Here is a 13,016-nt window from a genome sequence, read left to right on the forward strand (position 1 = left end):
CTCAGCGCAGGACCGCGTCGATGGCGCGGTAGATCCGCTGCTCGCTGACCGGCTTCGGCGTGCCCAACTGCTGGGCCCACAGGCTGACCCGGAACTCCTCGATCTGCCTACCGATCTCGCGGACCTCCGGTGCCTGCGCGCGCACCGGCGAAAGCGCCTGCAGCAGGTCGTGATACGCGTCCTCGACCGTGTGCACGCGCAGCATCCGCTCGCGGTCGGCCGCCGGCGCCTGCGGCAACCGTTCCAGCCGTCGAGCGATCGCGGTCAGGTAGCGCGTCAGGTCGCCGAGGTGGCCGGCCCCGGCGGCGCTGACGAACCCCGCCGGCATCAGATCCGCGAGCTGGGTGCGGATATCGGCGACGGCGTCGGCCTGCGCCGCATTGGGCTGGTCTGGCAGGGCGACCCGGACGTCGTGGTAGGCGGCCAGCACCCGCTGCACGCGGGCGAGCAGGTCACGCGTCCGCGAGCCCAGGCCGGCCGCCACCTGCTTGCGCAGCGCGGCGAAATCGTCACGGGTCCAGGCCGGTTCGGGCACCAGGGCGGCGATCGCGGCGTCCGCGCAGTCCTCGATCAGCGCGGTCAGGGAACCGTTCGGGTTGTTGCCCAGGATCAGCCGGGACCGGGGGTCGAGTTCGCGTTCGAGGGCCTTGATCGGCACGGGCACGACCAGGCGCAGCAGCGCGCGGGTGCCCTCGCGCATCGCGGCGCGCTGTTCTTCGGGGGTGGAGAACACCCGCACGTCCACCGCGGGGCCGGCGGCGACCAGCGCCGGGTAGCCCCGCACCGGGTTGCCCCCACTGACGGATTCGACGGTCTTCGGCAACGTCTCGAGGTCCGCGGGCCAGTCCCGCAGACCGGTCCGCTCCACTCCGTCGGCCACCGCCCGGGCCACCGCGGCGCGCGTCGTTCCCGCCAGGTTCTCGCGCAGCGCGTCGATGTCCTTGCCGCGGGCCACCTCGGCGCCCTCGGCGTTCTCCACGGCGAAGGTCATCCGCAGGTGGGCCGGGATCTTCTCCAGGTCGAAGGCGGAGATCGGCACCACCACCCCGGTGCGCCGGCGCAGCGCCCGCTGCAACGCGTCCAGCAGCGGTTCGCCTTCCGGGGCCAGCTCGGGCAGCACCGCCCGCGCGGTGTCGGGGGCGGGAACAAAGTTGCGCCGCAGGTCTTTCGGTAGCGACTTGATCAGCGCGGTGACCAACTCCTCGCGCAGCGCCGGGACCTGCCAGGCGAAGGTGTCGCCACCGAGGCGGGCCAGCACCTCCAGCGGGACGTGCACGGTCACCCCGTCGTCCTCGGCGCCCGGTTCGAACCGGTAGGTCAGTGGCAGCGCGACGTCGTCGGCCTTCCAGACGTCCGGGTGCTCGTCGGCGTCGTCGCTGCGCAGCAGTTCCTCGCGGGTGAAGGTGAGCAGCTGCGGGGTGCGGTGCCGCTGCTTTTTCCACCACGCGTCGAAGTGGCGGACCGAGACGATGTCGGCCGGGACCCGGGCGTCATACAGCGCGTAGATCTCCTCGTCGGTGACCATCAGGTCGCGGCGCCGCGCGCGTTCCTCCATCTCGGCCAACTCGTGGCGCAACGCGGCGTTGTCCCGGAAGAAGTGGTGGCGGGTCTGCCATTCGCCGTCGACCAGGGCGTGGCGGAGGAACATCTCGCGCGCCAACTCCGGGTCGGTCCGGGCGTAGTCCACCTGGCGTCGGACCACCAGCGGCAGCCCGTAGAGGGTCACGCGCTCGTAGGCCATCGCGGCGCCCCGCTTGGCGCTCCAGTGCGGTTCGCTGTAGCTGCGCTGCACCAGATTTCCGGCGATGGCCTCGACGGTGTCCGGGTCGATGCGCGCGGCGATGCGCCCGTAGAGCCGGCTGGTCTCCACCAGTTCGGCGACCACCAGCCAGCGTGGCGGCCGCTTGGTCAGCACCGATCCGGGTGCGAGCATGAACCGCGAGTTGCGGGCGCCCTGATATTCGCGGGAGTCGCCCTCCCGCATGCCGATGTGCGACAGCAGACCCGCGATCAGCGCCGCGTGCACGCGGTTCGGGTCGGTGGCCGCACCGGCGTTCTCCCCGGCCCGGATCCCGAGGCCGGCCGCGATGCTGCGCAGCTGACCGACCAGGTCCTGCCACTCCCGGATCCGCAGGTAGTGCAGGAACTCCTCGCGGCACATCCGTCGAAACGCGTTCCCGGATCGGGCCTTTCGCTGCTCACCGAGGTAGTTCCACAGGTTCAGGTACGTCACGAAGTCGGAGTTCTCGTCGGCGAAGCGCGCGTGTTTCTGCCGGGCCGCCTCCTCGCGATCCGCGGGGCGTTCGCGCGGATCGGGGATCGACAGCGCGGCGGCCAGCACCAGCACCTCTTCGACACAACCCTGTTCGTCGGCGGCCAGGATCATCCGGCCCAGGCGCGGGTCGACGGGCAGCTGCGCCAGGCGTCGGCCCAGATCGGTGATGGCGCCGCGGGCGTCGAACGCGCCGAGTTCCTGCAGCAGTTGCACGCCGTCGCGGATGCTGCGCTGATCCGGCGGGTCCAGGAACGGGAAGCTCTCGATGTCGCCGAGCCCGAGCGCGGCCATCTGCAGGATCACCGCGGACAGGTTGGTGCGCAGGATCTCCGGATCGGTGTAGCGGGGTCGGGCCGCGAAATCCGGCTCGGAGTACAACCGGATGCACACGCCGGGCGCGGTGCGCCCCGAGCGCCCGGCCCGCTGATCGGCCGACGCCTGCGAGATGGGTTCGATGGGCAGCCGCTGCACCTTGGTGCGGCGGCTGTACCGCGAGATCCGGGCGCTCCCGGGGTCGACGACGTAGCGGATGCCCGGGACGGTCAGCGAGGTCTCGGCCACGTTGGTGGCCAACACGATTCGTCGGCTCAGGTTGCTGGCCGGCCGCGGCGCGAAGACCCGCTGCTGTTCGGCGGTGGGCAGCCGGGCGTACAGCGGCAGCACCTCGAGGTCGCGGGTGCCGGTGTCGGCGGCCCGCAGCGCCTCCGCGGTGTCGCGGATCTCGCGTTCCCCGGACAGGAACACCAGCACGTCGCCGGGTGGTTCGGCGGCCAACTCGCGCACCGCATCCAGGATCGCCTCGGTCTGATCGCGCACCTCGGTGCGCACGATGTCGTGGTCGGGGTCGTCGGGATCGACCGCATCCTCGGCGTCCCCGCCGACGGCGACCTCGAGGGGCCGGTAGCGGATCTCGACGGGATAGGTCCGGCCCGACACCTCGACGATCGGCGCCCCACTGAAGTGTGCGGCGAAGCGCTCCGGCTCGATGGTCGCCGAGGTGACGATGACCTTGAGATCCGGGCGCCGCGGCAGCAGCTCGCGCAGATAGCCGAGCAGGAAGTCGATGTTGAGGCTGCGCTCGTGCGCCTCGTCGAGGATCAGCGTGTCGTAGCGCAGCAGCCGGCGGTCCCGCTGGATCTCGGCCAGCAGGATGCCGTCGGTCATCAGCTTGATCAGGGTGCGGTCGCCGGCCTGGTCGGTGAACCGGACCGTGTACCCGACGGTCTCGCCCAGCGGGGTGCCCAACTCGTCGGCGATGCGCTGGGCCACGGTGCGCGCGGCCAGCCGGCGGGGCTGGGTGTGGCCGATGGTGCCGCGGATCCCGCGGCCCAGTTCCAGGCACAGCTTGGGCAGCTGGGTCGTCTTACCGGAGCCGGTCGCGCCGGCCACCACGACCACCTGGTGGGCGGCGATGGCCGCGGCCAGCTCGTCGCGGCTGGCGCTCACCGGCAGGTCGGGGTAGCTGATCTCCGGGACGGCGTCGCGGCGCGCGGTCACCAGCGCCGCGCCGGTGGCGATCTGGTTCTCGATCTTGTGCAGTGCGTCCGGCGTGGGGTTGCGCAGTCCCTTCAGGCGCCGGCCGAGGCGCGCGGCGTCGCGGATCGTCAGGTCGTCCAGGCGGGCGCGCAACTCGCGCACCGCCTCGCGCGAAGGGTCGGACACTCAGTCGAGAGTAGGCGGCGACCAGTACGCCAGCATGTCTGCGAACGTGTCGAAGGCGGCCTTGTTGACGTTGTAGGTCGCTTCCAGATGGATGCTCAGCGGGAAGCCCAGCTCGCCGACCCCGTCGATGACGCGCTTGTACAGGTCCACCATCCGCTGGCGGCGCTGCACCGGCTCGGCGGCGGCCAGTTCCTTGACGAAGGCCTGCTCCTCGGCCACCGCGGCATTGCCGGGGTCCTGGATCAGCCAGTTGATCAGGCCGATCCGGGACTCGACCTGCGGCACGAACCCGAAGGACAGCAGGATCTCGGGCCGGTGGTCGGTCTCGGCGGCGAACTCCGTCAGGAACTTCACGATGGCGTCGGAGTACAGCAGCTGGGTCAGCGCGTAGGTCGCGCCGCGGTCGCACTTGAAGTTGAACCGGCCGAGTTCGCTGTCGCGGGTCGGGATCAGGATGGCGCCGCGGTTGGGCACCTCGTCGGCGAACAGCGACAGCGCGTCGGTGGGGGCGACCCCGGCACCGTCGCCGTCGTTCATGGTGCGCGGAACCCCGACGAAGGCGATCCCCTCGATTCCGGCTTCGCGCAGGTCACGCACGCGCTGCCGGAGCGGATCCTCCTCGAGGAAGGCCGTGACCTGGGTGCACAGGCCGCGGACGCCGGGCAGCTCGGGCTTGATGACGTTCCAGAAGTCCAGGACGTCCATCTTCGGCTTCATCTCGATGGGACGGCCGTCGTCCTCCTCGATCATGCCGGGCATCATCACGTGCCCGATCCGGCCCTCCAGCCCGGTGGCCGAGGCCGCCTCGCGCACCTTGTGCGCCTCCTCGACGGCACGATCGCGGCCGAGCTCGGCGTTGGGCGGCACGAGTTCGAGCGCAACGGTGTTGAGGGTCACAGAAAATAGCTCCTAGGACGGCTTGCCGGTCGGTGTGGCCGCATCGCCACCCCCGGCGGCCGGGGATCGGCACCTCAAGACACGATAGTCGCCCCGGTTCTCAGCTGGCGGACGACCTCAGCGGCGGGGGTGCGGCCGCACCGGTGACGCCGGACGCCTCGAGGTCCATGATGCGGTCGAGGTTGTCGGCCACATCCTCGATCGTGAGCGACGGCGTCGACACGCCCTGGCTGACCACCATGGCCATCCGCGCGACCCCGCCCATGCCGGCCTGCAGCACCTCACCGTTGAGCGGACACGACTCGTGCGCCAGGAACGCGGCGGCCGGGGCGACGAGCTCCGGCGGCATGCCGGCGTTGATCTGGTCCATCACCTCGGTGCTCAGCGACAGCACGGCGGCGACCTTGTCGGCGTGCGAGGCCGACATCCGGGTGAAGGCGCGCGGCGCGATCGCGTTCACCGTGATCCCGTGCGGGGCCGCCTCGGTGGCGAGGTTACGGGTGAGCCCGAACACCGCGCCCTTGGCCGAGCCGTAGCTGCTCAGTTCGGGGATGCCGCCGAGCATGGCATCCGAGACGGTGTTGACCACCCGCCCGTAGCCGGCGGCGACGAGATGCGGCCAGACGGCCTGGGTGACGAAGACCGTGCCGAAGTAGTGCACCTCGAACATGGTTCGGATCTGCCCGATCGTGAGGTCGCCGAAAAGCGCCGGATCGTGGATGCCGGCGTTGTTGACGACGGCATCGACGCGGCCGTAGGTGTCCAGGGCCGCCTCGACGACGGCGCGGGCCCCGCGTTCCTCGGCCACCGAGGCGTGACACGCGACGGCCTGTCCCCCGGCGCGGGTGATCTCGTCGGCCACCTGTTGGGCCGGCGTCGCCGAGGAGCCCGCCCCGTCGATGCCCGCGCCGTTGTCGGCGACCACCACGGCCGCGCCGCGCGCGGCGAGCAGCAGTGCGTAGCCGCGGCCCACGCCGCGGCCGGCTCCGGTGACGACGGCGACGCGGCCGTCGAAGCGCAGTTCTGCCACGGCCTGGCCTACTGCGCGTCGAACAGGACCGGGACCGAGGTCGGTGAGCGGAACACCTGTCCACGGATGTGCGGGTCGTCGCCGTCCGGATCCAGCCGAAGGTTGGGCAGCCGGTCCAGCAAAAGGTTGATGGCGGTGCGCATTTCGAGCCGCGCCAGGTGCATCCCCAGGCACACGTGGACGCCGTGGCCCCAGCCGAGGTTGCCCTTGGGGGTGCGGAACAGGTCGAACGCGTTGGGGTTGGGGTAGCGGTCGTCCTGGCGGTTCGCCGAACCCAGCATGGGCATCACCGTGGCACCCGCGGGGATCTGCACACCGCCGAGCACCGTGTCGCGGGTGGCCACCCGGGTGATGGTGAGCAGCGGCGCCTCCCAGCGCACGCCCTCCTCGATGGCCTGCGGCAGCAGCGAGCGGTCGGCGCGAATGGCCTCCAGCTGCATCGGATCCGACAACAGCGCCAGCAGCAGGCTGCCCAGCGCCCGATAGGTGGTCTCCACCCCGGCGGGCAGCAGCAGCCGCAGGAACGAGAAGATCTCCTCGTCGGCCAGCTTCTCACCGTCGATCTCCGCGGCGGCCAGCGCGCTGATCAGATCCTCGCGCGGTTCGATCCGGCGCGCCTCCAGGATGGGCGCGAAGTAGTCGCACAGCGCCGCCGAGGCCGCCAGGCCGCGCTCGGGATTCATCAGCCAGCTCAGCAGCGAGATCGACCAGCGCTGGAACTGTGGATAGTCCTCCTCCGGCAGACCCAACAGCCCCGCGATGATCTGGCTGGGGTAGTCGAAGGTGAACTCCTTGACCAGGTCGGCCTTGCCGTTCGGGGCGAACTTGTCGATCAGGCTGTTGCCCACCCGGCCGACGAGTTCGTCCTCCCAACGCGCCAGGGCCTTCTGGCCGAACGCCTTCTGCACCAGGGCGCGCAGCCGACCGTGCACCGGTTCGTCCATGCCGAGCATCACCTTCTCGCCGAGCACCGGGCCGAACGCGGCGATGACGCTCGCCGAGGAGAACGTCTCGTTGTCGCGCAGCATCTGCTGCGCCTCCTCGTAGCGGTACACGATGAACATCGGCAGCGATTCCTCGTGCGGCAGCGCCCCGGAGGTCTCCAACCGCTGGACGGGTTCGGAGTCCCGCAGCCGAGCCAGCTCGGTGTAGGGGTCCCGGACGTCGCCGGAGATCGCGTCGTCGAACGAACCGAAGTCCTCGAGGTCGTCGAAAAGCTGTTCCATGCTGCTCCTTTGGGCTGTACAGGCCGTGCGCAGAACGCTATTGAGCCGGGTAGGCCACCGATTTCACCTCGGTGTACTGGCTGAAGCCGACGAGGCCGTTCTGTCGGCCGACGCCGCTGTCCTTGTAGCCGCCGAACGGGGTGTCGGCCCCGTAGCCGGCGGTGCCGTTGAGTCCGATGAACCCCGCGCGCAGCCGCTTGGCGACCGCCAGTGACCGGTCCAGCGAGCCCGACATCACGTTGCCGGCCAGACCGTAGGGACTGTCGTTGGCGATGCGCACCGCGTCGTCCTCATCCTCATACGGGATCACCGCCAGCACCGGGCCGAAGATCTCCTCCTGCGCGATGACCATGCTGTTGTCGACATCGGTGAAAAGGGTTGGGCTGACCCAGAATCCCTTGTCGAAGCCCGTCGGCGCCTCGGTGCTGCCCACCAGCATCGTCGCGCCCTCGTCGACGCCCTTGCGGATGTAGCCGAGGATGCGGGCCTGCTGCTTGGCCGAGATCACCGGGCCGCACAGTGTGCCCGGGTCCTGCGGGTCCCCCGCGGCGATGTTCTCGTAGATGCCCCGCAGGATCGCGATGCCCTCGTCGTACCTGGAGCGCGGCAGCAGCATTCGGGTGGGGGCGGCACAGCCCTGGCCGGCGTGCATCAGCGGGCCGATCCCGATCAGGCAGGCCGTGTTGAAGTCGGCGTCGTCGAGCACGATGGTCGCCGACTTGCCGCCGAGTTCCAGGAACAGCCGCTTCATGGTGGCGGCGCCCTTTTCCATGATCCGCTTGCCCACCGCGGTCGAACCGGTGAAGGAGATCATGTCGACCTTCGGCGAGGTCGTCAGTTCCTCGCCGACGAGGTGGTCCGAGGCCGTGACCACGTTCACCACACCGGCCGGGATGTCGGTGTTCTCGGCGATCAGCCGGCCGAGCCGGGTGGCGTTGAACGGGGTGTCGGGGGCGGGCTTGAGGACCACGGTGTTGCCCGCCGCCAGCGCCTGGCCGAGCTTGTTGATGCTGACCTCGAAGGGAAAGTTCCACGGCACGATGGCCCCGACCACTCCGACCGGTTCGTGCCAGACCTTGCGGGTGGTGTTGACGCCGGTCACCGACACCACGGTGTCGCCGAGGTCGGTCTCCCACGGGAAGGTGTCGATCAACCCGGCGGGATACTTGAGCCCGTCGGCGAACGGGGCGTCCAGCTGCGGACCGTGGGTCACCGCGCGCGGGGCGCCGACCTCCCGGATCAATTCCTCGCGCAGGTCCTCGATTTCGCCGGCGATCGCGTCGTGCAACTGCAGCAGGCAGCGTTTGCGCAGCGCGTGGTTGGTCGACCAGTCGGTCTCGTCGAACGAACGGCGGGCGGCGTCGATGGCCCGCCCCATGTCGGCGATCGAGGCGTCGGCGACCTCGCCCAGCACCTCCTCGGTGGCGGGATTGATGTTGGTGAACACACCCGCCTCGCCGTCGACGAGCTTGCCGTCGATCAGCATTCGGGACTCGTAGGGCGCAGCGGCCTCAGGCATCGTTCTCACTGTTCTGTTCGGGGCTGTTCTGTTCGGGGCTGTTCTGTTCGGGGCTGTTCTGTTCGGGGTCCTGGCGGGCGGCCTGGCGGCGTGCAGCCACCTCGGCGAGCCGAATCAGCACGGGTTGCGGAACGACCTTCGCGGCCAGCGCCATCGCGCGCTGCGCCGCGGTCAGCGGCACGGCGCCGCCACGCATCGCGCCGTGCCGCGGGATGCCCATCATCACCCGCGTCATCTGGTGCAACCCGGATGGTGGAAGTAACCGGTTGGCGACCAACAACATTCGCGCGTCCGGTCCGACCGCGGACTTGGCGAAGGGTTTCGCACTGTCCAGCGCCTTGGCCAGGCCCGCGGCGAAGTCCTCGGGCGAGCGGGCGGCGTGCTTCATCATGGCCCGCCCGCGCTTGTCCATCGTGCGGTGGTGCGGGGCGTACGGCCCGTCCAGGTCCCGGTCGTCGGTGGTCCCGGCGTCGGTGATGATGTCGGTGTCATAGGTCCCGGTGACCAGCACCGACACGCCGATCCCGAATGGCGCCACCTCCCCGGCCATCGCTTCACCCCAGCGCTCCAGCGCCCCTTTGACTGCCGAATACGGTGCGGTGGCCGGCATTCCACGCACACCGGCCGCGCTCGAGATCAGCACGATGCGACCATGGCCGGCCTCGCGCATGGCAGGTAGCAGCGCCTTGGTGAGCGCCACCGGACCGAAGACGTTGGTCGCGAACATCCGCTCCCAGAGTTCCGGGGAGGTCTCCTCGACCATTCCGGCCGCAGAGATGCCCGCGTTGTGCACCAATGCATGGGGTGCGCCGACGGCCTCCTCGATCGATTTGGCGGCGGCGGCGATCGACGCCGCATCCATCAGGTCCAACTGGACGCCGATGAGCCGGTCGTCGGACTCATCGACGCCGAGGGCCTCGCGCAGCAGCGGCACCCCTTTCTCCGGCGATCGCATCGCCGCGACCACGCGCCACCCGTCGCGGTGCAGGCGCACGGCCGAGGCGAACCCCAATCCCCGTGACGCACCGGTGATGACAACCGAACGCGGCTCACCCATTCGCATTCTCCGGTGCGCACCGATCACCCTTGGAACCCAGCTCGACGTCGAGGTCTTGGAACGGCCCCTGCTGCCAGGTGGCCCATTTCCCGACCGAATACGGTCCCTCGGCGCCATTTGCCCGGTAATAACCCTGCGGGTCATAGACTTTCGCCTCGGGATACGGCCACGGACAGGCAACAGCGGTGGCCGCGCCGCTGGCCTTGATCGCCCAGAACCAACTGCCGTAGGCGAAATAGGCGACGTTGATGATCACGAACATCACTAGGAAGGTGCCGAGCACCGGCTTGCTCGGGAACAGCCGTGCCCGGGCGGCGAGCTTCTCTGCCACGGATTTGCCCGTGTCGTCGCGATAGCAGAGCACCGCGGCCGGAACCATCACGAAGGTCACGGCCAGCGATTCCCAGATCAGCGGGAACTGGAACGTGGTGCCGGGGAACAGCGTCCCGAACGGGATGGCCTGCGAGTAGATGTAGAGACCGGTGCGGACCAGGCTGACCTCGAGGATGGCGTCGAAGACGAACCCGATCACCAGTGTGATCGAGCCCAGGCTGATCAGTGGATGCCGGGACACGAACGCGGTGGGGCCGTACTTGGCCTGCAGCTTGCGGACGATCCAGATCGCCGGGAAGAACGGTGCGAAATAGAAGGCGACGTAACCGAACACGATGAACGGCTCGACGGTCGGGGACAACATGATCAGCGGCCAGTTCTCGGGCCAGTGGATCAATTCGGGGTTGTAGACCGCGAACGGGGCCCAGTTCATGATGGGGTCCTGCCACACGATCAGGGTGGTGCACAGGAACATCAGCATGATCGGGCTGCCGGGGTCGCGCCGCCAGCCGCGCACGAAGATCGCGACCAGGATGACCAGCAGGATCACGGTGCCGATCTGGTGCACCCACAACCAACCGTCGAAGCCGAACAGGAACTCCACCGGGCGCGGTCGGCCCTCGACGTCGGGGTTTGCCACCCGGGGGTGGACCTCGGTCCGGGCGAAAGCGATGAACAGGCTGAAGAACGCCAGCAGGGCGAAGGCCCCCGCCCAGCGGCCCCAGTTCGGTCCGGTGCGTTTGGCCGACCCCTTACCGGCCGCCGGCCTCTCCGTGGTCAGCGGCGCGTACTCCTCGGTGGTCACGGTCGGCCCCGGGGCGGTGTCGGCAGCATCAGCAAGGTCATCAGGTGTCCTCTCCGAAACGATCGACCAGATGCGAGTTGATGCCGTCGGCATCGAGGGTCCGGGCCACCAGGTACCCCGAACCCATCCAGGCCCGGCGGGTCCATTTCCCCAGGGAGACACGGGTTCCCGGAGCTCCGGAGGCGGCGGGCATCATCTTGACCCGCTCGAGCGCCTCCTTGACCCCGCGCGGGCTCAACGGGTGGGCGTCGGTGAAGGCCCGCACCAGGGTGGCCGCGACGTCGTGGTTGACCACCGACACGCAGTACTCGGGCCGGCTGCCGTCGTACCGCGCGGCGTACCGATCGAGCCAGGCCTGCCCCACCGGGTTGCCCTCGTCGTACTGGTCCACCCCGACCCAGCCCAGGAACGCGTTCCACATGATCGGGTTGACCCAGGCGTTCTGGAACGCGGTGGTGGTGAAGCGCGGCGGATCCCAGTCGACGGCCTCGAGGGCGGGATTGATGAACACGATGCCGAAGCCGAAGCCGAGGTGCACGATGGCCTCGGCCTTGGCCTCGTGCAGCGTGGCGACCGCGGCGTTGATGTCCTGCGCGGTCTGCGCGATGGCCGCCTCAGCGACAATCCGAATTCCCTTGCGGGCAGCGGCACTTCGCAGGTTCTTCAGATAGCTCTCACCGATGAGGTTCTGCTCGACGAGCACCCCGATCTCCTTCAGGCCGCGCTTGGCCACCAGGTCGATAAGGAAGATCGGCTCGTCGGTCATCGACCCCTGCGGGAAGGCGAAGGTCCATTCGCCAAGCCAGTCGTCGGTGCCGGTGACGCTGATCGCCGGCACCTTGAACCGTTCCTCGATCGCCTCCCGCAGCGGCACGCAGTTGTCGGTGATGTTCGGTCCGAAGACCACCAGGCAGCCCTCGTCGACGAGCTCGCCGTACGCGTCGATGACCGCTTTGACCGAACCCTTCGGCAGACCCTCGACCTCGCGGTAGATCATCTGCACCGGCCGGTCCATCAGGCCCTGCTCGACGGCCTCCTCGAAGACCAGATCGAAGGTCCGGGTGAACGAGTTCAGCAGTTCCTCCGGGAATCCCGGGGGCAGGGTGAAGTCCATCAGATAGCCGACCTTGATGGGCTCTGCGGTGCTCTCGTAGGACATCTGACCTCCGTGGGCGGCGCCGGTCACCGGCGCGTGGGATACGAAACCTAATATTTGTTTAGACCCTAGCGGCGGTGCCGCCGCAGATCAATGGCCTGGCGCCGCCTCACCCAGGTAGATGTCGATCATCTCGTTGAGCCCGCGGGTCACCGCCACGTCGTCGGTCAGCGGTCCGGCGATGGCGACGCGAGCGGCCTCGGCGATGGACAGGCCCTCGGCGATCAGCCGGCCCGCCGCGATGAGCACGCGCGTGGAGGCCACCTCGCGCAACCCGCCGGTCTCGAGACGCCGGATCGCCTGACCGAACCGCACCAGTTCCACCGCGGTGGCGCGGTCCACGCCCCCCTCGTGGGCGATGATCCCCTCCTCGACATCCGGTTGCGGGAAACCGAACTCGATGGCGACCATGCGTTGCCGGGTCGAATCCTTGAGGTCCTTGAGCACGCTCTGATAGCCGGGGTTGTACGACACCACCAGGCCGAAGCCCGGGGCGGCGTCCAGGGTGACACCGAGTCGCTCGATCGGTAGTTGGCGGCGGTAGTCGGCGAGCGGATGCAGAACGACTGTGGTGTCCTGGCGCGCCTCCACGACCTCGTCGAGGTAGCAGATCGCGCCCTCGCGCACGGCACGCGTCAGGGGCCCGTCGACCCAGACCGTCTCGTCACCGCGGAGCAGGTAGCGGCCGACGAGGTCGGCGGTGGTCAGGTCGTCGTGGCAGGCCACGGTGATCAGCGGCCGGCCCAGGTCGTGGGCCATGGCCTCGACGAAGCGGGTCTTACCGCAGCCGGTCGGGCCCTTCAGGACCAGCGACAGGCCCTGGCGGTAGGCCGCCTTGAACACCGTCTCCTCGTTGCCGACCGCCTGGTAATAGGGGCGGGCGCTCTCGGTCTGCGGACGCGCACCGTTCTGGTAGGCAAGCCCGGACTCGTTCGACATCTAGATACCTTTCGTCGCATCCGCCCCTCCGCCGCGCGGATGCGCAACGACAGAACAGAAGTTTGTTTTAGTAGTTGGCCGCCGCGAACGGGATCGGCCGTCGGTACACCAGCACTT

9 protein-coding genes are annotated in these 13,016 nt (G+C 69.3%); all 9 read right to left on the reverse strand.

The annotated features are described in order from the left end of the window. Position 1: 1 nt before the first annotated feature. The 9 genes from hrpA to EL338_RS23815 all read right to left on the reverse strand — a co-directional run bounded on the left by hrpA (position 2) and on the right by EL338_RS23815 (position 12,899). Positions 2-3,937, reverse strand: a complete 3,936-nt coding sequence (hrpA, locus tag EL338_RS23775) for an ATP-dependent RNA helicase HrpA (RefSeq protein WP_126335990.1) — start codon at positions 3,935-3,937, stop codon at positions 2-4. Then, positions 3,938-4,834, reverse strand: coding sequence for a mycobacterial-type methylenetetrahydrofolate reductase (locus EL338_RS23780; RefSeq protein WP_126335991.1), 897 nt, complete (start codon positions 4,832-4,834; stop codon positions 3,938-3,940). 100 nt (positions 4,835-4,934) lie between these two features. Further along, entirely contained in the window at positions 4,935-5,864 is a 930-nt protein-coding gene (locus tag EL338_RS23785; RefSeq protein WP_126335992.1) for an SDR family NAD(P)-dependent oxidoreductase, read from the reverse strand. 8 nt (positions 5,865-5,872) lie between these two features. Next, positions 5,873-7,090, reverse strand: a complete 1,218-nt coding sequence (locus tag EL338_RS23790; protein ID WP_126335993.1) for a cytochrome P450 — start codon at positions 7,088-7,090, stop codon at positions 5,873-5,875. 37 nt (positions 7,091-7,127) lie between these two features. Then, positions 7,128-8,609, reverse strand: a complete 1,482-nt coding sequence (locus EL338_RS23795; RefSeq protein ID WP_126335994.1) for an aldehyde dehydrogenase family protein — start codon at positions 8,607-8,609, stop codon at positions 7,128-7,130. Further along, on the reverse strand, positions 8,602-9,666 hold the full coding sequence (locus EL338_RS23800) for an SDR family oxidoreductase (protein WP_126335995.1): 1,065 nt from the start codon (positions 9,664-9,666) through the stop codon (positions 8,602-8,604). Before EL338_RS23800 ends, EL338_RS23795 begins: the two co-directional genes overlap by 8 nt. After that, positions 9,659-10,804 (reverse strand): spirocyclase AveC family protein, encoded by a 1,146-nt coding sequence (locus EL338_RS23805; protein ID WP_126335996.1) that lies wholly within the window; start codon positions 10,802-10,804, stop codon positions 9,659-9,661. The genes EL338_RS23800 and EL338_RS23805 overlap by 8 nt, the downstream gene beginning before the upstream one ends. Positions 10,805-10,844: 40 nt before the next feature. After that, positions 10,845-11,963 carry an ABC transporter substrate-binding protein gene (locus EL338_RS23810; RefSeq protein ID WP_126335997.1) on the reverse strand — a complete coding sequence of 373 codons (1,119 nt, stop codon included), beginning with the start codon at positions 11,961-11,963 and terminating at the stop codon, positions 10,845-10,847. An 87-nt stretch (positions 11,964-12,050) separates the two neighbouring features. After that, the gene (locus tag EL338_RS23815; protein ID WP_126335998.1) at positions 12,051-12,899 is read right to left on the reverse strand and encodes a CbbQ/NirQ/NorQ/GpvN family protein; all 849 of its coding nucleotides are present in this window, start codon (positions 12,897-12,899) and stop codon (positions 12,051-12,053) included. Positions 12,900-13,016 lie beyond the last annotated feature (117 nt).

It is taken from the genome of Mycolicibacterium chitae (assembly GCF_900637205.1).
GTDB classification, from domain to species: Bacteria; Actinomycetota; Actinomycetes; order Mycobacteriales; family Mycobacteriaceae; genus Mycobacterium; species Mycobacterium chitae.